Here is a 20,244-nt window from a genome sequence, read left to right as displayed (position 1 = left end):
TATGAATCAAATTCATCCTTTAGCTGTTGTAGATCCAGAGGCCAAATTGGGCGATAATAATATTATTGGTCCATTTTGCGTGATTGACAAGAACGTGGTAATGGGTGACAACAATCACCTATTCAACAGCGTCACCCTTCACACAGGAGCTCGTATTGGCAATGGCAACGAATTTTTCCCAGGCGCATCTATCTCAACCAAGCCTCAGGACTTAAAGTACAAAGGCGAAGAGACAACCTGCGAGATTGGCGATAATAACTCCATTCGTGAGAATGTAACAATTAGTAGAGGTACTGCCTCACGTGGTAAGACAGTCGTCGGTTCTGGCAACCTTCTCATGGAAAATATGCACATTGCACACGACTGCGTGATTGGTAATGGTTGTATTATTGGCAACTCAACTAAGTTTGCTGGAGAAGTGGAAGTAGATGATTTTGCCATCATCTCTGCCGAAGTATTGTTCCATCAGTTCACACACATCGGTAGTTATGTGATGATACAAGGCGGAAGCCGTTGTAGCATGGACATTCCTCCTTATATTATTGCAGGTAAGGAGCCTATTCGTTATGCAGGTGTTAACCTTATTGGTTTGCGTCGTCGTGGATTCTCTAATGAAACTATTGATACCATTCACGACACCTTTCGAACCATCTACGCCAAGGGCATCATTAAGGACGGAATAGCAGAAGCTCGTTCTAAATATCCCGAGAGCAAAGAAGTTGAATATATCTGTTCGTTCTTTGAGAACTCAAAGCGCGGAGTTATTCGTTGAATAAGACGCTGATAGTCATCACGGGGCCTACAGCTGTTGGAAAAACAGAGTTATGCCTGGACATTGCCAAACATTTTGGCATTCCTATCATCAATGCAGACTCTCGTCAGATTTATCGCGATCTTAAAATAGGCACAGCCGCACCCACCGAAGAACAACTTCGGCAGGTGCGGCATTACTTTGTTGGAACGCTTGGCTTAACCGACTATTACAGCGCTTCCATGTACGAGGAGCAAGTTATGCAATTACTTAACGAACTCTTTCAGACTTCAGATTACGCTCTTATGGCAGGTGGCAGTATGATGTATATTGATGCTGTATGCAATGGTATTGATGATATCCCCACCGTCGACGACGACACACGCGCAAAACTCAAGAAGCGCTTATCGGACGAAGGTTTAGAAGCACTTTGCGAGGAACTACATCAATTAGATCCAGAGCACTATGAGGTAGTAGACAAAAAGAACCCACGTCGAGTAATACATGCATTGGAAATCTGCCACATGACAGGAAAGACCTACACCTCATTCCGTACCAATATCCGAAAGAATCGTCCCTTCCGCATCGTCAAGATAGGACTTACAAGAGAGCGTGAGACTATCTATGACCGCATCAATAAACGAGTTGATCTTATGATGCAGGCTGGACTTCTCGACGAGGCTCGTCGTCTCTATCATTTAAGACATCTCAATGCTCTCAATACCGTGGGATATAAGGAGATGTTTACTCATATTGATGGTACATGGACACTCGACGAAGCTGTAGAACGATTAAAAGGCAACACTCGCCGTTATGCCCGTAAACAACTCACCTGGTTTAAGCACGATTCCCAAATGACATGGTTCTCACCAAACGACAAACAATTGATTCTAAATCATATCAAGCAATGAAAAAACTAAAGCCATTCATTGACAAATCTTGTCAGGCTCTCAAGAATGCCTGCAAATGGTATATCAGTATATTCAAGGGACGACCCTGGTATATTAAATTGCTTTCTTCCCTAGCAACTTTTATTGTTGTCATTCTGTTATACCTCATAGCAGTTGATATCAACCTATTGTGGTTATTCGGGAAATCACCAAGTATGAGTACCATCGTCAACACCCGTCCAGCACAGGCATCAGAAATCTATAGTGCCGACAGCGTTATGATTGGTAAGTTCTTCAGTGAAAATCGTACTCCCGTAAAATACGAGGATGTCAATCCCATTTTCTGGGAAGCACTTATCGATACAGAGGACGAACGCTTCTATAAACACTTCGGTGTTGACTTCCAAGCATTCGGTGCAGCTTTAAAAGACTATGTTGTTCACCACGATGCTCGCGGAGCATCTACTATAACCCAACAATTGGCAAAAAACCTTTTCCGCGTACGTACCGAGTATTCAACTGGCCTATTAGGAAATATCCCTGGAATCAAGATGCTCATCATGAAAACCAAGGAATGGATTACAGCGACCAAACTAGAGATGAATTTCAGCAAAGAAGAGATTCTAACTATGTATGCCAACACAGTGGACTTTGGTTCCAACGCGTTTGGCATCAAAACCGCCTGCAAAACGTATTTTGGGACTACCCCAAAAGATCTTACCCCCGACCAAGCTGCCATCTTGGTAGGTATGCTGAAGGCAACTACCTATTACAACCCTCGCATTAATCCTGAGAACAGTCTAAGTCGACGCAATGTAGTATTGGGTAACATGCTGAACCGAGGGCACCTCACAAAAGAGGAATATAATTCACTTAAGGCTTTACCCATTACACTTGACTACAGTGTAGAGAATGCCTATGATGGCCAGGCCACATACTTCCGTGAGGCAGTGAAAGACTATCTTAGCGACTGGTGTAACGAAAACGGCTATGATTTATATACCGATGGATTGAAAATCTATACTACAATAGATACCCGTATGCAGAAATATGCCGAAGAAGCTGCATGGGAACAAATGGAACAACTACAGAAGAAGTTCAATAATCATTGGGGCAATGTTAACCCATGGCAAGATGAACGCCATCAGGAGATTCCGAACTTTATTGAGAATATTGCTAAGCGGCAGCCCGTTTACAAATATCTGGAGAAGCACTTTAACGGAAATAAGGACTCTATTGATTATTACCTAAACCTGCCTCATCCGGTCAAATTATTCAGTTACAATGGCACATATGAGACAGAAATGAGTACATTAGATTCCATCCGCTATATGGAACATTTCATGCACTGCGGATTTGTTGCCATCGAGCCACAAACGGGACATGTAAAAGCTTGGGTAGGCGATTTAGATTTCAACACATGGAAATACGACAAAGTGACTGCCATGCGTCAGCCCGGTTCTACATTCAAACTCTTTGTCTACACCGAGGCTATGAATCAAGGACTTACACCCTGCGACCGCCGTATGGACTCATTCTTTAGCATGAAGGTTTGGGACAACGAGAAGAAAAAAGAAGTTATTTGGGCACCCACTAATGCTAATGGTTATTTCACAGACTACAACATGACCCTCAAGTCGGCATTTGCACAAAGCATCAACTCTGTAGCAGTACGTGTAGGACAAGAAGTTGGAATTGATCGCATTATAGAGACTGCCCATAAGATGGGAATCAAGAGTCCATTGCACAACACGCCCTCATTAGCTCTAGGAGCTAGTGACGTGAATCTAGAGGAACTTGTTAATGCATATGCAACAGTTGCCAACAATGGCCGCAGCCATGCCACAATACTCGTAACACGAATATTAGATCGCGATGGTAATGAGATATACAAATCTCACGAAGAAGATGATGAAGCTATCCCCTATCGTTCGGCTTTCTATATGCAACAAATGCTGATGGCAGGTATGCGTGAACCCGGTGGTACAAGTATGAACATGTGGCGTTATGTGCGTAATTATACAGATACAGACTTTGGCGGAAAGACCGGTACATCAAATAACCACTCAGATGCTTGGTTTGTTGGTGTTACACCTCGTTTAGTCTGCGGAGCCTGGGTTGGCGGTGAGTATCGCGCTATTCACTTCCGTACAGGTGAATTAGGCCAAGGTAGCCGTACCGCTCTCCCCATCTGTGGTCAATTTTTTGAGTCGGTATTAGGCGATACAAAGTTTCGTCATTATCATGCAAGGTTTGCCAACCCGCAGGATGCATCCATATTGAGCGCCGACTATCAATGCGCGGGCTATTACGTAGACCCAAATGATAGCATCGATGAGGCTGCTACCGATAGTATTATCGATGGCGAAAACACTAATACGCCCGATACAAATCTCATGGAACAAGACTCTGAGAATAGTTCTGACGAATAATAACATATATCATATTGCAAAATGGGATGATTAAATTTAATAATCATCCTATTTTTTATTTTTTTTCCATCAACCAATGTGAATATAATCGATGAATCATCTTCAACATTATGCAAAACTATTTTATACAACCCAATAATAAAAACAAAAAACTCAAGGAAACAGTAAGTTTTTCCATTTTAAATGCAAAATAGACATAAGTCAAGAAATTGTGTACCCACACAGCATTTTTTTCAAAAAAATATTAAGAAAAGTTTGCATAGTTCAAAAAGTTTGACTACCTTTGCCAACGTTATCCTGAAAACAATCTTTTTACCTTAAAAGAACTAATACCTATTGAAGATAGAAGCGGTCGGCTGTGAAGCCCGCCGCTTTTCGTTTGTATCATCCCCACTACATCAAAATGTAAAGCAAAGATAATCTAGTAAACAGATTAGCTTTATAAACATAAAAAGGTACTTCAACAATGAAGTACCTTTTTAAAGAATTAAATAAAAATAGTCTAAGCTTTCTGAGGCAATTCCAACCACTTAACATAACAGAAGTCCTGTCGATGAGGCAGATTCTTATTCTTAGGATACATACGAACAGCACTCTTATACTCGCCAGCTTGCTGAGGAGCCAACTTAGCTTCGAAAATGAAATTATTACCCTCACGAGCTATCATCTTCAAAGGCTCAATAGAATAGATGCGTTCCTCACCATTTTTGTCAATATAGACATTAACCTTTTCAAGAGCAACAGCATCATCTAAGCCCTGTTCGTCAATTACATAGCGTAATGTGTAATTAGTACCTGTCTCAAGGCCAGAAGCAGGAATATTCCAATCTGCGCTCACAACATTGATGGCATCCCATCTCTCTGCTACAGACTCTTTCCACTGAGCTATTTCTTTGGCCAGCTGGTTGTTGTCCTTCGAGATTTCTTTGAAGCGTTTAGCTTCTTTCACATAGAACTTATCGTAGTAATCATCGAGCTGACGTTTCATTGTATAGTGAGGAGCAATCTGAGCAATTGAGTTCTTGATTACCTTCACCCAACCTTCGCTAATTCCCTTCTTATTCTTATTATAATATAGAGGAATAATCTCATTTTCAAGCAAAGAATAAATGGTTGCGGCATCTAACTGATCCTGATAGCCCTGGTTCTGGAATGAACGTTTTTCGGTCAGTGCCCATCCAGCACCTTCACGATAACCCTCTAACCACCAACCATCTTTCACACTGAGGTTTACAACACCGTTCATCTCGGCTTTCTCTCCTGATGTTCCAGAGGCTTCTAATGGTCGTGTGGGCGTATTCATCCAGATATCCACACCTGAAACCAGACGACGAGCTAACAGGAAGTCATAGTCTTCAAGGAAGATAATCTTACCCAGGAACTCTGGACGTTGACTGATCTCATAAATTTTCTTAATCAGTCCCTGACCAGCACCATCGGCAGGGTGAGCCTTTCCTGCGAAAAGGAACTGTACGGGATGCTCAGGGTCATTCACGATCTTAGACAAGCGTTCAAGATCTGTAAACAACAGATGAGCACGCTTATACGTAGCAAAACGACGACAGAAGCCAATAATCAACGCATTAGGGTTAATACGATCCAATAAACTAAGCACACGCGAAGGATCACCCTGATTACGCAGCCATGTGTCGCTAAACTGCTCCTTGATATAGTCCACCAGTTTATTCTTCAAGGCCATACGTGTGGCCCATATTTCTTCATCGGGTACATTATAAATTGCTTCCCAAATACTCTGGTTCGACTGATCGAACATAAAGTTCTCGTCAAAATACTTAGCGTAGAGTTTACGCCACTCTGTGGCTGCCCATGTGGGGAAGTGTACACCATTAGTCACGTAGCCCACATGATTTTCCTCAGGATAGTAACCGTTCCAGATACCAGCAAACATCTGCTGACTAATCCATCCATGCAACTTCGAGACGCCATTAACTTCCTGACAAGTGTTACAAGCAAAGGTCGACATACAGAACTTCTCATTATGGTCATCTGGATTGGTACGACCCATACCAATAAACTCATCCCATGAGATACCCAACTTCTGAGGATAGCCACCCATATACTTGCCGAAGAGACCTTCATCAAAATAGTCGTGCCCAGCGGGTACTGGTGTATGAACGGTATAAAGACCACTAGCACGCACCAACTCTATTGCTTGATTAAAAGTGAGGCCATCATCAATATAGTCGCACAGACGTTGCAAGTTACAGAGAGCAGCATGCCCCTCATTACAGTGATAGATATCCTTCTTAATACCCAATTTCTTCAACGTGAGTACACCACCTATTCCTAACAATATTTCCTGCTTCAGTCTATTCTCCCAGTCACCGCCATAGAGCGAGTGCGTAATAGGCCGATCAAACTCTGAATTCATTTCGTTGTCAGTATCCAGCAAATATAGTTTAATACGACCAACGTTCACGCGCCAGATATAGGCATGAACAGTGTAGTTCATATAGGGCACGTCGACAACCAATGGCTGTCCATTATCATCAAGTTGACGCTCAATAGGGAGAGAACTAAAGTTCTGAGCTTCATAATTAGCTATTTGCTGACCATCCATAGAAAGACTCTGGGTGAAATAGCCAAAACGATAGAGGAAACCTATGGCACACATGTCGACATTAGAGTCAGAAGCCTCTTTCAAATAGTCACCAGCCAACATTCCCAGACCACCTGAATAAATCTTCAGGGCTGAATGCATACCATACTCCATTGAGAAATAGGCCACAGAGGGACGTTTGCTGTCTGGTTTTACATCGACATAAGCACGATACAAATCATAGACAGCCTTAATTCGCTTCATCAAGGCTTTATCCTTAACAATTGCTTCTTTACGAGCGAAACTTAGGCGCTCAAGCAGCATCACAGGGTTGTGTTTTACATCATGGTATAAGTCAGGATCAAGGTCGCGAAACAAGTCGCGCGCTTCGTAATTCCAAACCCACCATAAATTGTGCGCAATCTCGTCGAGGCACTTCAACTCCTCTGGGAGACGAGATTTTACAGTCAACTCTCTCCATTGTGGAGCATTTACGTAGTCTGCTTTGATTTTCATATTACTTTAATTTTAAAGTGTAATCATTCTGTAATTTTTTCTTGCGAAGTTCTGCCTTCTGCAGAGCAATATCGTAGGCTTCGTAATAGTATTCTATGAATTCTTTCCATAGCGCCTTTTTCGATAGTGCCTCCGCTGCTTTTCTACAAGCATCCACTTGTGCTTTATGCATCACTGAGAAGTGGGCTACAGTATCCTTAATCTGGTCAGCCACTTCCGAGTAGTTATAGTCAGTACGATGAATCACTTTGACACCATCCTCCAATTCACCATAATGACCAAATACCTTATTAGCCCAAAGACCAAAGCCTGCCAAATCTGTAGTAATACAAGGAACCTTGAACGCCACAGCTTCGAGCGGTGTATACCCCCAAGGCTCGTAGTATGAAGGATATACACAGATATCATTACCAAGAACCACATCATAGTAAGATAGATTCATCAAGCCATCTTGTCCATCCAAATAGCAGGGGACGAAAATCACCTTTACCCTATCTTCGTGACGATTGTGCATGTCGTAGTACTTCATCATATTCAATACACTGTCATGCCCCATATTGTGTAACCAATGTGTCACCTGAGGTACTTCTAGTGGCGTATCGAAATTCTTTCCAGACAACAAACGTTCTTGTAAGTCCTTTCGTGGCTCTCCCACCCATCCAGGAACCACAATAAAAGCAAGCACGTTTTTCTTTAGTTCACGATCACGCAACAAGCGATTCATCGCCTCTACAAAAACGTCTATGCCTTTATTTCGAAACTCATATCGCCCACTAGTCGAGACTATAACAGTATCATCCTCCATCTGCTCGCCTAACAGAGCGTTGGCCAATTGAAGCATCTTTTTACGTGCCATTCTTCTACGTCTGGCAAACTCATGTGACTTAGGAACAAAACTATTGTCAAAACCGTTTGGCAGAACAACATCAACGGCTTTGTCCAACAATTCTTTGCATTCGTTTGCTGTAATCTCACTCACCGTAGTAAAGCAATCTACATACTGAGCAGTCTGTTTCTCGATCGAATGTTTCGACTGCATATTCAGTTCCTGCGCCATTTGATCACCATTATAAGCAAATAGATAATCGTACAGAGGTTTCTGATTACCAGCAATGGAACGACCTATACTCGTAGCATGCGTTGTAAATATGGTACCAATTTGCGGCAACTTATTATTGACATACAGAGCACCAAGTCCACACATCCATTCGTTAGCATGATATACGACTTTAAGTGAAGACTGATTAAATGTAAAAGATGAGAGATTGCCTTGAACTATCCAATTATACAAACTCTCAACCACCAATCCTGCAGCATAAGAGAACATTGAGGCTTCGTCATAATCTCCATAGGCATGTAACGAGTCTACATGGTAATTTTCCCATAACCAAGTATACAACTCGTTCTTCTGTTCATAATACGGAGAAAAATCAACAAGAACAGCTATCGGCTCGCCAGGAATAGTCCATCGACCAACTCGTACCTTTATACCTTGTTCGCGTGCAATGCGTTTCCATTCTGAGAACAGCGAGGAATCCTCACGGAAATACGGACTTTCATTCTGTTTCCAAAAATCTGGACCAATAAAAATAATTCTATCGGGAAATTGCTCCTGCAGCGTTTTTGCTCGTGTTGAGAGAACGGTATAAATGCCACCTACCTTATTACAAACCTCCCAACTCGACTCAAAAATAAAGTCTGGAGCTAAACGTTTCTTACTCATAATAAATCTATTATAACGCTGCAAAGATAATTAAATTTTTCTTAATTCAATAATAAACCGAATTCTTTTTTTAGGTTTTCCTATAATAATTGATTTAAATCTGCTATCTTTGCAGCAAGAAAATTAATGATTCTATATGAAACAACTAATGATATCCTTATGCTGCGTTATTGCATCCTCAACTTATGCACAAACCGATTATAAAGATTTTAAAGGGTATATACACAATCAGGAATATGGTGTCTACCTATGCATTAATTTCTACGATCAAGACATCACTATTCCCGGTCAGGAAATTTTAGGAAACTTGCCCGGCTATCTAGGCAAGAATCGAAATAGTTTTGCCTGGCCCATTGTCAGCGTCAAGATAAAAGGGAAAAAAGCCATTATCAAGATGATAAATGACTACGGTAGTGAAGATCTCGAAGCAACCCTTATATGTCAGAACGATAGCACTTACGTGCTTCATCAAGGCAAGGGCTCAACCATCAAAGTACCCAATGATGGAAAATGGCAAAGATTACCCCAAACAATTACTCTAAAACGCTAATATAATAAGGTGTATAGTTATCTTCAACACCATTTTAGACATTTTCTTTAAAAAAATATAGAAAAAACATTTGGACTATATAAAGTTTTTTATATCTTTGCACCCGAAAACTAGTCACACCTGCCAAGGTTTCGCGTAAACTTCAACAGGATTTGTTAAACTTTTAAATTTAAATGTAAAATGAAAAAGATTTTAATGACTTTAGCAACAGCTTTTGTTGCAGTTTCAATGAGTGCACAGAACAACATGTATGTTGGAGGTTCTCTTGGATACACCAAGACTGCTTTCGATGGTGATGAATTGAATCATACTTTGAGAATTATGCCTGAATTCGGCGTCCAATTAAACGAGCAGTGGGGCGTTGGTGTTGAGTTCGGTTATGATGCTACCACAAGAAAAGGAACTCCAGATCTTACCCGCAGTACATTTACATTTGCTCCTTATGCACGTTACACTGCATTGAAATTTGGTCCCGTGAATGTCTTTGCTGACGGTCAATTCAGTTATGATATGACAAACAATGAAACAGTTGGACTTGGTGGTAATGCTGAAGATAACAAAGAAAACGCTTGGAAAATTGCCATCAAACCCGGAATTGCCTACAACATAACTGACAACTTAAGTCTTGTTGCAAAACTTGGTGATGTTATTGGTTATAGAAGCAGTAAGCCTGATGCAGATGGTGCAAAGGCTACCACTACATTCTCATTCCTTGACCTGAGCAATGCAATAACTTTCGGTATTTTCTACAACTTCTAATTTCGAAGATAATTTAGTTAGTAATTACAATAAAGTGAGGGTATGCTATAAGCATACCCTCTTTTATATTCGCAAACTGAATTATAAGCAATACATAGCCCCATAAAGACAAGAACAATTAAGGTCTCAATTGCTTTCCATAATAGAATGATTTTAAATACGTACTATAAATACGATGTTAGCCATAGCAGTATTGTACGGTATACTTACATAATCCACACTTTAACCTATTTCCAAAATATAGTTAATTACCACACTTGATATAATAGTATTCAAATTATATTAATAGCCGGAAGTTCTTACACACAAAGAAAAGACCTATTACTTCACGATCTTAATACAGGAGAACCAGAAGTTCTTACAAACACAAAAAAAAGACCCTGACTCATTTCTGAATCAGGGTCGTGCTATAAAAGATGGCGGCCTCCTACTCTCCCGCATTGCATTGCAGTACCATCGGCGCAAGCGGGCTTAACTTCTCTGTTCGGAATGGGAAGAGGTGGGACCCCGCCGCAATAACCACCTGAATATCTCTGGACTAGGATTGCCTAGGACTGCCTAGGAAAAGCCTATCCGTATAAGGTTGGCATATCAACACAAGAACTGCAGCAACTACCTATTTCAACCAAACTGCTCACAGTTGAAAATATGCGCTTCACAGCGAAAGATCTCGGGCAATTAGTACAGCTCGGCTTTGGCGTCACCGTCTTTACACCTGCTGCCTATCAACGTGGTAGTCTACCACGACCCTCAATGGAGCCCTCATCTTGTGGCCGGCTTCGCACTTAGATGCTTTCAGCGCTTATCCGATCCCGACGCGGATACCCGGCGGTGCACCTGGCGGTACAACCGGTAAACCGGAGGTCAGTCAAACACGGTCCTCTCGTACTAGTGTCCGATCCACTCAAGACTCCTACGCCCACGATAGATAGAGACCGAACTGTCTCACGACGTTCTGAACCCAGCTCGCGTGCCACTTTAATGGGCGAACAGCCCAACCCTTGGGACCTTCTCCAGCCCCAGGATGTGACGAGCCGACATCGAGGTGCCAAACCACCCCGTCGATATGAGCTCTTGGGGGGGATCAGCCTGTTATCCCCGGAGTACCTTTTATCCTTTGAGCGATGCAGTTTCCATACACTTGCACCGGATCACTAAGCCCAACTTTCGTTCCTGCTCGGGATGTCTCCCTCCCAGTCAAGCGCCCTTATGCCTTTACACTCTATAAGGCCGGTTACCAATCGGCCCGAGGGCACCTTTGGAAGCCTCCGTTACGCTTTTGGAGGCGACCACCCCAGTCAAACTACCCACCAAACAGTGTCCTTGTATCCACAAGTTAGACCTCAGGCAGCAGAAGGGCCGTATTTCAACGGCGGCTCCATGAACGCTGGCGCGCCCACTTCATAGCCTCCGGCCTATCCTACACATCCGATGACCAAGGTCAGTGCTAAGCTGTAGTAAAGGTTCACGGGGTCTTTTCGTCCCATCGCGGGTAATCGGCATCTTCACCGATACTACAATTTCACTGAGCTCGTGGCCGAGACAGCGTCCGGATCATTACACCATTCGTGCAGGTCGGAACTTACCCGACAAGGAATTTCGCTACCTTAGGACCGTTATAGTTACGGCCGCCGTTTACTGGGGCTTCAATTCAATGCTTCATCCGAAGACTGACATCTCCTCTTAACCTTCCAGCACCGGGCAGGTGTCAGGCTGTATACCTCATCTTTCGAGTTTGCACAGCCCTGTGTTTTTGTTAAACAGTTGCCTGGACCTATTCTCTGCGCCTCGCCGAAACGAGGACCCTTTATCCCGAAGTTACAGGGTCAGTTTGCCTAGTTCCTTAGCCACGAATCTCTCAACGCCTTAGTATATTCTACCCGACTACGTGTGTCCGTTTGCGGTACGGGTACCACACGGGTTAAGCTTAGCGGTTTTTCTCGGGAGTCTGATTACCTGCACTATTGGATTCTCCCGAAGGAGACTCCATACTGTCACGTTCGGCTCGGAGTGTGGATTTGCCTGCACTCCTCAACACCTACACGCTTCAACGCGCTATTCCGTCAGCACGCGGCAGTGTCACTGCTCCGTCACCACGTCGCCCCGTATGGTAGTCACGGAATATTAACCGTGTCAGCCATCGCTCTCGCCCTTCGGCTTAAACTTAGGACCCGACTCACCCCGGGGTGATTGACATCGCCCGGGAAACCTTAGTCTTATGGCGGGGGTGAATCTCACACCCCTTATCGTTACTTATACCTACATTTGCTTTTCCATAAGCTCCAGTGAACGTCGTCGCTCACCTTCGGCGCCGATGGAATGCTCCCCTACCGATACTTTTTAATGCTATCCCGCGCCTTCGGTACCTGCCTTATACCCGATTATTATCCATGCCCGGCCTCTCGACTAGTGAGCTGTTACGCACTCTTTGAATGAATGGCTGCTTCCAAGCCAACATCCTAGCTGTCATCGAGGCCAGACTTCGTTAGACTAACTCAGACAGGATTCCGGGACCTTAGACGGCGGTCTGGATTCTTCTCCTCTCGGGGACGGACCTTAGCACCCGCCCCCTTACTGCCGGACTGCAGACCGTGAGCATTCGGAGTTCGTCAGGTCTCGATAGGCGGTGAAGCCCTCTTGACCTATCGGTCGCTCTACCTCTCACGGTGACCATCCGACGCGGCACCTAAATGCCTTTCGGGGAGTACGAGCTATCTCCGAGTTTGATTGGCCTTTCACTCCTACACACACCTCATCCGGAAGCTTTTCAACGCTTATCGGTGCGGACCTCCATCCCGTGTTACCGGGACTTCATCCTGGACATGTGTAGATCACTCGGTTTCGCGTCTACCCCATCCAACTAAACGGCCTGTTCAGCCTCGCTTTCACTGCGGTTGCGTTCCATAAGAACTTAACCTCGCTGGACATGGTAACTCGTAGGTTCATTATGCAAAAGGCACGCCGTCACTAGATATACTAGCTCCGACCGCTTGTAGGCGACTGGTTTCAGGTACTATTTCACTCCCCTCATAGGGGTGCTTTTCACCTTTCCCTCACGGTACTCGTTCGCTATCGGTCTCTCGGGAGTATTTAGCCTTACCGGATGGTCCCGGCGGATTCGCGCAGAATTCCTCGTGCTCCGCGTTACTCAGGATGCCACTAGGCCCCCTCTGACTTCGCGTACTGGACTATCACCAACTATGGTCGGACTTTCCAGACCGTTCTGCTCGTCATCAGGATACCACGACGTGGTCCTACTACCCCGTATATGCATTGCTACATATGCGGTTTGGGCTCTTCCCCGTTCGCTCGCCACTACTAGGGGAATCATTGTTTATTTTCTCTTCCTGGGGGTACTAAGATGTTTCAGTTCCCCCCGTTTGCCTCATTACCTTTGTAATGATAACCGGCCTTCAGCCGGCTGGGTTGTCCCATTCGGAAATCCCTGGATCAATGGTCATTTGCACCTACCCAAGGCTTATCGCAGCTTATCACGTCCTTCATCGCCTCCGAGAGCCAAGGCATCCACCAGACGCCCTAACTTTCTTTCGCCTACCTCATTCCCGACTTGCGTCGGAAAGAGATGCTCATACTTTCAGCTGTAATTTTGAGATTTATTAATCTACTCAGTTTGACTCTTATAAGTCTTTACTTACAGTCTTGTGTGTCAATATGTCAAAGATCTCTTAACCTAATCGATTACTCTTTCGGTTCTAGTGGAGAATAACGGATTCGAACCGTTGACCTCTTGCATGCCATGCAAGCGCTCTAGCCAACTGAGCTAATCCCCCTCACTTTCATTACTATACCAGATTTAAACCTAAGTAGTCCCAGGCAGACTTGAACTGCCGACCTCCACATTATCAGTGTGGCGCTCTAACCAACTGAGCTATAGGACTAGGTAGTATCAAGCTTCTGATCTTATATTATAAACAGTGCGTAGTAAAGAAGCTAGGGTTGAATCAAACCTCTTCTTTTTTGTTTCCGACTGACTTAGTGTCTGTCGTGATAGTCATCCTCTCCAGAAAGGAGGTGTTCCAGCCGCACCTTCCGGTACGGCTACCTTGTTACGACTTAGCCCCAATTACCAGTTTCGCTCTAGGCCGATCCTTGCGGTCACGGACTTCAAGCGCCCCCGGCTTTCATGGCTTGACGGGCGGTGTGTACAAGGCCCGGGAACGTATTCACCGCGCCATGGCTGATGCGCGATTACTAGCGAATCCAGCTTCATGGGGTCGGGTTGCAGACCCCAATCCGAACTGAGGATGGCTTTCTTGATTAGAATGTATTTGCATACACCCGACTCTCTGTACCACCCATTGTAACACGTGTGTAGCCCCGGACGTAAGGGCCGTGCTGATTTGACGTCATCCCCACCTTCCTCACACCTTACGGTGGCAGTATCACCAGAGTGCCCAGCATTACCTGATGGCAACTAATGAAAAGGGTTGCGCTCGTTATGGCACTTAAGCCGACACCTCACGGCACGAGCTGACGACAACCATGCAGCACCTCCACAGCAGCCCCGAAGGGAGTCACTATCTCTAGATCCGTCTGCTGCAGTTCAAGCCCGGGTAAGGTTCCTCGCGTATCATCGAATTAAACCACATGTTCCTCCGCTTGTGCGGGCCCCCGTCAATTCCTTTGAGTTTCACCGTTGCCGGCGTACTCCCCAGGTGGGATGCTTAACGCTTTCGCTTGGCCGCTGACACTATATCGCCAACAGCGGGCATCCATCGTTTACCGTGCGGACTACCAGGGTATCTAATCCTGTTCGATACCCGCACCTTCGAGCCTTAGCGTCAGTAATGCCCTGGAAGGCTGCCTTCGCAATCGGAGTTCTTCGTGATATCTAAGCATTTCACCGCTACACCACGAATTCCGCCTTCCTCGTGCACACTCAAGCCCGCCAGTTCGCGACGCACTTCCACGGTTGAGCCGCGGCATTTCACGTCACGCTTAACAGGCAGCCTGCGCTCCCTTTAAACCCAATAAATCCGGATAACGCCCGGACCTTCCGTATTACCGCGGCTGCTGGCACGGAATTAGCCGGTCCTTATTCTCATGGTACATACAAACGGGGACACGTCCCCGACTTTATTCCCATGCAAAAGCAGTTTACAACCCATAGGGCCGTCATCCTGCACGCTACTTGGCTGGTTCAGGCTCTCGCCCATTGACCAATATTCCTCACTGCTGCCTCCCGTAGGAGTTTGGTCCGTGTCTCAGTACCAATGTGGGGGACCTTCCTCTCAGAACCCCTACTGATCGTAGGCTTGGTGGGCCGTTACCCCGCCAACAACCTAATCAGACGCATCCCCATCCCTTAGCGATAAATCTTTAATCCACTTCAGATGTCCTCAACGGATAACATAGGGTATTAATCCGACTTTCGCCGGGCTATGCCCTACTAAGGGGAAGGTTGGATACGCGTTACTCACCCGTGCGCCGGTCGCCATCAATCAAAGCAAGCTTCGATTATGCTGCCCCTCGACTTGCATGTGTTAAGCCTGTAGCTAGCGTTCATCCTGAGCCAGGATCAAACTCTTCATTGTAAATAATATCTTTATTCCTAAATGGAATGTTAGTCTGTACTCAGAACGACTATCCAGTATTTCAAGAATTAAACGGTTTGTTTCTTTTACCCAAGTGCTCCTAAAAGCACTCGCTTCTTGTACTACTTCTGTCTATGTAAATCTTTCAAAGAACTCTTTCTTTATCAGTGTCTCAGGGGTTGCTCCCTGAAAGCGGATGCAAAGGTACGACTATTTTCCGAACTACCAAAACTTTTGGGATCTTTTTTCTAAAAAAAAATGCAAAAACACGCATTTGTCTAAACTTCTAATACTATACACCATATTATATAATATATAGAGAAAACAAATCTTAATAAAATGAAAGCATATTATGTTGTCATCTCAAAAAAAAATTATATCTTTGCAACCGTAAAAAAAGAAAGAAACATCGAAAATATGAAAAAAATAATCATCACCCTACTTGCATTTTTCGTTCTTACAAACGCTCATGCTGTACTGAAAGAAAAAAACCTAGAGCAAACTCTAAACATTCTACGTACCGAGCTAACTGAGAAACATCAGGAGTTAAATAGTTTGGCAGAAGAACGAAAGGTTGAAACTCAAGAGATTATAAACCAACTAAAAGAGACCATCAAGCAGAGCAATCAAAATGCATTGATGCTATACTCACAAAATCCAGACTACGTGTTTGACTTGACATATGCCTGCCATGAAGCGACAGAGCAGTATCAGGATTTTCAGCGCCAACAGTTGCCTTTCCGTACGTTTTTGGAAGAAAGCGACATTGAGATTGCGAAATATGACAGTCTGATTAACAGCCTGAAAGCAATGCGACCCGATATGTTGAACCAACAGGCAAAGACTGACCGCAACGTATGTTTGACACTGGCTATCAACATACAAAATACACTAATAAACAATCGTATGCAGGTTGCAGACTATATCACTTTCTACGAAATGGCAGAGCTACGTCTGAAAAATCTGAACGATTATGCAGACAAGCGATATAATGATATTCAGACGGGAATTTTTCTAAACGGTGGAGAGAATTATCTCGTTGTTCTTAGTCATTTTAAAGAGAAGTCGAAACAGGTTATTGAAATCATCGAAGACAAGTATAGTCCCAACGGGAATGGATCTGACTGGGACAGTTCTGTAATTATGCAATTGTTCTTGACCATCGCTTTCTATGTTATGGTTGCCATCTTACTTAATCTTCTGGTGTTTAAACTTTTACCCAAGAGATTCCACACTAAGGAATTTATAAAAAAACGCACCTGCGTAAACTTAGCATCCACCACCATAACCTTTGCTGCCATACTTGGATTGCTTCATGCTACCCTGCGTCAAAACTTCATTCTAATGGCAAGCGAATTACTGATTGAATATGCCTGGCTATTGAGTGTAATTCTAATATCACTATTACTACGCGTGAACGGTGACCAAATTAAGAGTGCTTTCAGGATTTACTCCCCACTCGTATTTGTAGGATTCATAGTGATTGTATTTCGTATCATTCTCATTCCAAAAGAGTTGGTGAATTTAATATTTCCCCCACTTCTTCTGCTATGCACACTGTGGCAATGGTTAATGATGCATCGCCATCATCAAAACGTTCCAAAATCGGACATGTTCTACACATACATTTCTCAAGGAATTTTTATTTTGTCATTGGTATGTTCATGGATGGGATACACCTTGCTAGCAGTACAAATACTTATATGGTGGATTATGCAATTAACCTGTATACTGACCATCACTTGTATTAGTAGATACTTAAAGCTATATAGTGACAAACATAACTATGACGAAAAACCCATCACTCAAACATGGCTCTTCATATTAACATACAAGGTAGTACTTCCCATCATGGGTGTATGTTCAGTCATGCTATCCATTTATTGGGCAGCCGATGTATTTAACCTCAGCGACTTGTGTTGGCAGATTTTCAAAAAGAACTATATAGACCTTGAAAACCTACAGATTAGCATTTTGAAACTAAGCATGGTGACGAACCTATTCTTCATTTTCTCGTACGCATCGAACACTATCTTAGCCTTTATGCGCCTACATTACAAGACACAGGATCCAACCACAGCAGCCAGTAAAGAAGTGATGGGACGAAACGTGATACAAGTTTTTGTTTGGGGTATTTGGTTGATTATGTCACTATCCATCATGCATATCAGCATATCTTGGTTGCTGGCAATCTCAGGAGGTTTGTCAACAGGTATCGGTTTTGCATCAAAAGATATTATTGAAAACATCTACTATGGAGCCTCGCTTATGGCTGGACGCATCAAGGTGGGCGATTGGATTGAAGTTGATGGAATCCGAGGAAAGGTGACATCAATAAGTTATACATCAACCATTATAGAGTCTGTATATGGAGAGGTTATTACCTTCCAGAACAGCCAATTGTTTGCTAAAAACTATAAGAATCTGACACGTAACCACGGTTATGTTTTGGCAGTAATCCCATTCGGTGTTGCGTATGGTTCAAACATCAATCAAGTTACCACATTAGTGGAAGAAGCCGTCAATTCATTACACTTAGAATGGATGGATCCAGAAAAGAAAGTGAAGACCGTGATGAGTGGCATGAATGAATCAAGCATAGACTTCAATCTATTTGTATGGGCAGATGCTGTGAAGAAATCTTATGTCATTAGCGACGTACTGAAATGCATCTATAATACACTTAATGAAAATGGTATTGAAATACCATTCCCGCAAAGAGATATTACAATTAAGAATATTCAGGAGATAAATAAATAAGAATGGTTGGAGCGTTGCTTACTTGCAACGCTCCAACCATTCTTTTAGCGCAGCACGAGGCACTCCCATACGAATCATTTCATTTAAAAGGGTACGGGCTTCCGTCTTTTTATTCATAGCCAATAACACATCAACCTTTGATACCCGGAAATCTACATTGGCTGTATCCAAGCGAATGGCTTCGTCCCAGTCATAAAGAGCGGCATCATACTGTTTCAGTTCTACTTCAAGGCCAGCACGCGCTGCATAAGCATAGGCTGAGTCTGGAGAGAACTGCACTAATTGGCTCAAAGCATCCAGTGCATCAATAGACTTTCCCAGTTTTCGATAGGTCATAGCAAGTCCCAACCGTGCTTCAAAATTAGAAGGGACCAGTCGCAAAATAGACTCATAATCAGCCTTTGCCTGCTCATGACTTCGTAGATGCTCATAGGCGTAGGCTCTGAAATATAGTGCTGTCAGATTACGTGGTTCAATAAGTAACACACGTCCATACTCCTCAATAGCATAATTCCATTGACCTAATTCGATATTGATCGCAGCCTTTCTAAGGCGCAAGTCAACCGATTGCGGATGCTGATCAATAGCTTTTGCTAGAACAGTCAAAGAATCACGCCATTGGTCAAAAGTCTGGGCACATATAGTTTGTTTCTGTGACAAAGCAACAAACAAAAGTGCCAAGATTATGCCTTTTTGATAAAATCTGTAATCCATTGTCCAACTTCTTTAGTTCCATAATGAGCTCCACCTTCCACCTGAATCTCAGGAGTACGAATATTTGCATCAAGTGATGCATTGACTGCATCACGAATAAGTTGACCTTCCTTATTAAGTCCGAAATGCTCAAGAAGCATGGCTGCCGAAAGAATTTGTGCCAACGGATTTGCTATATTCTGTCCAGCAGCCTGTGGCCATGAACCATGAACAGGTTCAAAGAGCGGTGTATACTCACCCAAGGATGAAGATGGTTGGAGCCCCATAGAACCTGTAATACACGATGTTTCATCGGTAAGAATGTCACCAAACGTATTCTCAGTAACGATGACGTCAAAGAATCGAGGCTCGGTAAGCACACGCATCGCGGCATTGTCGATAAACATATAATCGGTGGTTACATTGGGATATTGCTTTTCCATCTCTTTCGCAATTTGTCGCCACAGACGACTTGAAGCCAAGACATTAGCCTTATCTACAACCGTCAGATGCTTCCTACGCGTTATTGCCATTTCAAATGCAACCTTCAAAATACGCTCAATCTCTGGACGAGTATAAACATTGGTATCAAAAGCCTTATTGTCATCTTGATATTTCTCCCCAAAATACATACCACCTGTCAACTCGCGAATGACAACGAAATCCGCACCACGAATCAACTCTTCCTTAAGCGGCGACTTATGAAGCAGACAGTCGAATGTTGCGACAGGACGGACATTAGCAAAAAGACCTAATTTCTTTCGCATTGCCAATAGTCCTGTCTCAGGACGAATCTTTAACGTGGGATTATTATCATATTTCAAATCACCTACAGCAGCAAATAATACAGCATCGGCATTCATACATGCCATGTGAGTGGCCTCAGGATAAGGATCGCCAACCGCCTCGATAGCACAAGCGCCCACAAGCGCCTCTTCGTATGTGAATTCATGACCATATTTCTCAGCTATAGCATTGAGTACGGCCAGACCTTGCCTCATAATCTCCGGTCCAATTCCATCACCTGGTAATAAAGCTATTTTTAGTTTCATATA

10 protein-coding genes, 2 tRNA genes and 3 rRNA genes are annotated in these 20,244 nt (G+C 43.6%); 6 read left to right on the top strand and 9 right to left on the bottom strand.

Going from position 1 to position 20,244, the window contains the following annotated elements; genetic code table 11:
- Position 1: 1 nt before the first annotated feature.
- From lpxA to M1D30_RS05495, 3 genes are read left to right on the top strand one after another with little or no spacing between them, the layout of a single operon-like run.
- The gene (gene lpxA / locus M1D30_RS05505; RefSeq protein ID WP_248507129.1) at positions 2–772 is read left to right on the top strand and encodes an acyl-ACP--UDP-N-acetylglucosamine O-acyltransferase; all 771 of its coding nucleotides are present in this window, start codon (positions 2–4) and stop codon (positions 770–772) included.
- On the top strand, positions 769–1,662 hold the full coding sequence (gene miaA / locus M1D30_RS05500; protein WP_248507127.1) for a tRNA (adenosine(37)-N6)-dimethylallyltransferase MiaA: 894 nt from the start codon (positions 769–771) through the stop codon (positions 1,660–1,662). Before lpxA ends, miaA begins: the two co-directional genes overlap by 4 nt.
- The gene (locus tag M1D30_RS05495) at positions 1,659–4,073 is read left to right on the top strand and encodes a transglycosylase domain-containing protein (protein ID WP_248507125.1); all 2,415 of its coding nucleotides are present in this window, start codon (positions 1,659–1,661) and stop codon (positions 4,071–4,073) included. Before miaA ends, M1D30_RS05495 begins: the two co-directional genes overlap by 4 nt.
- A 502-nt stretch (positions 4,074–4,575) precedes the next feature.
- Here the strand turns inward: M1D30_RS05495 and glgP are convergent.
- Positions 4,576–7,149 carry an alpha-glucan family phosphorylase gene (gene glgP / locus M1D30_RS05490; protein WP_248507123.1) on the bottom strand — a complete coding sequence of 858 codons (2,574 nt, stop codon included), beginning with the start codon at positions 7,147–7,149 and terminating at the stop codon, positions 4,576–4,578.
- Position 7,150: 1 nt separating this feature from the next.
- Entirely contained in the window at positions 7,151–8,872 is a 1,722-nt protein-coding gene (locus M1D30_RS05485; RefSeq protein ID WP_248507122.1) for a glycosyltransferase, read from the bottom strand.
- A 136-nt stretch (positions 8,873–9,008) separates the two neighbouring features.
- Here M1D30_RS05485 and M1D30_RS05480 point away from each other — a divergent pair, with 136 nt between their 5' ends.
- Entirely contained in the window at positions 9,009–9,422 is a 414-nt protein-coding gene (locus tag M1D30_RS05480; protein WP_248507120.1) for a hypothetical protein, read from the top strand.
- A 180-nt stretch (positions 9,423–9,602) separates the two neighbouring features.
- Positions 9,603–10,181 (top strand): outer membrane beta-barrel protein, encoded by a 579-nt coding sequence (locus tag M1D30_RS05475; RefSeq protein ID WP_248507118.1) that lies wholly within the window; start codon positions 9,603–9,605, stop codon positions 10,179–10,181.
- 414 nt (positions 10,182–10,595) lie between these two features.
- On the opposite strand, the gene rrf is transcribed toward M1D30_RS05475, so the two are convergent.
- The 5 genes from rrf to M1D30_RS05450 form a co-directional block, all read right to left on the bottom strand.
- A 5S ribosomal RNA gene (gene rrf / locus M1D30_RS05470) occupies positions 10,596–10,708 on the bottom strand.
- Between the two features lie 131 nt (positions 10,709–10,839).
- A 23S ribosomal RNA gene (locus M1D30_RS05465) occupies positions 10,840–13,733 on the bottom strand.
- 165 nt (positions 13,734–13,898) lie between these two features.
- A tRNA-Ala gene (locus tag M1D30_RS05460) sits at positions 13,899–13,972 on the bottom strand.
- A gap of 34 nt (positions 13,973–14,006) precedes the next feature.
- Positions 14,007–14,080, bottom strand: a tRNA-Ile gene (locus M1D30_RS05455).
- Positions 14,081–14,206: 126 nt separating this feature from the next.
- A 16S ribosomal RNA gene (locus tag M1D30_RS05450) occupies positions 14,207–15,736 on the bottom strand.
- The 16S, 23S and 5S rRNA genes sit together here with 2 tRNA genes alongside, the layout of an rRNA operon.
- A 339-nt stretch (positions 15,737–16,075) precedes the next feature.
- Here M1D30_RS05450 and M1D30_RS05445 point away from each other — a divergent pair.
- Positions 16,076–18,496, top strand: a complete 2,421-nt coding sequence (locus tag M1D30_RS05445) for a mechanosensitive ion channel family protein (protein ID WP_371874174.1) — start codon at positions 16,076–16,078, stop codon at positions 18,494–18,496.
- A gap of 18 nt (positions 18,497–18,514) precedes the next feature.
- Here the strand turns inward: M1D30_RS05445 and M1D30_RS05440 are convergent, their stop codons facing one another.
- Both M1D30_RS05440 and leuB read right to left on the bottom strand, forming a co-directional pair.
- On the bottom strand, positions 18,515–19,210 hold the full coding sequence (locus M1D30_RS05440) for a tetratricopeptide repeat protein (RefSeq protein WP_248507116.1): 696 nt from the start codon (positions 19,208–19,210) through the stop codon (positions 18,515–18,517).
- Positions 19,180–20,241 (bottom strand): 3-isopropylmalate dehydrogenase, encoded by a 1,062-nt coding sequence (gene leuB / locus M1D30_RS05435; protein WP_248507108.1) that lies wholly within the window; start codon positions 20,239–20,241, stop codon positions 19,180–19,182. Before leuB ends, M1D30_RS05440 begins: the two co-directional genes overlap by 31 nt.
- Between the last annotated feature and the right edge of the window lie 3 nt (positions 20,242–20,244).

This window comes from Prevotella sp. E15-22 (assembly GCF_023204875.1).
Lineage (GTDB): Bacteria > Bacteroidota > Bacteroidia > Bacteroidales > Bacteroidaceae > Prevotella.
This window is presented reverse-complemented; position numbering and strand designations above follow the sequence as displayed.

Coding starts and splice junctions, on each gene's coding strand:
- M1D30_RS05485 (WP_248507122.1), bottom strand. CDS start 8,872: ATGAGTAAGAAACGTTTAGCTCCAGACTTTATTTTTGAGTCGAGTTGG.
- M1D30_RS05440 (WP_248507116.1), bottom strand. CDS start 19,210: ATGGATTACAGATTTTATCAAAAAGGCATAATCTTGGCACTTTTGTTT.
- M1D30_RS05495 (WP_248507125.1), top strand. CDS start 1,659: ATGAAAAAACTAAAGCCATTCATTGACAAATCTTGTCAGGCTCTCAAG.
- M1D30_RS05480 (WP_248507120.1), top strand. CDS start 9,009: ATGAAACAACTAATGATATCCTTATGCTGCGTTATTGCATCCTCAACT.
- M1D30_RS05445 (WP_371874174.1), top strand. CDS start 16,076: ATGAAAGCATATTATGTTGTCATCTCAAAAAAAAATTATATCTTTGCA.
- M1D30_RS05475 (WP_248507118.1), top strand. CDS start 9,603: ATGAAAAAGATTTTAATGACTTTAGCAACAGCTTTTGTTGCAGTTTCA.
- glgP (WP_248507123.1), bottom strand. CDS start 7,149: ATGAAAATCAAAGCAGACTACGTAAATGCTCCACAATGGAGAGAGTTG.
- lpxA (WP_248507129.1), top strand. CDS start 2: ATGAATCAAATTCATCCTTTAGCTGTTGTAGATCCAGAGGCCAAATTG.
- leuB (WP_248507108.1), bottom strand. CDS start 20,241: ATGAAACTAAAAATAGCTTTATTACCAGGTGATGGAATTGGACCGGAG.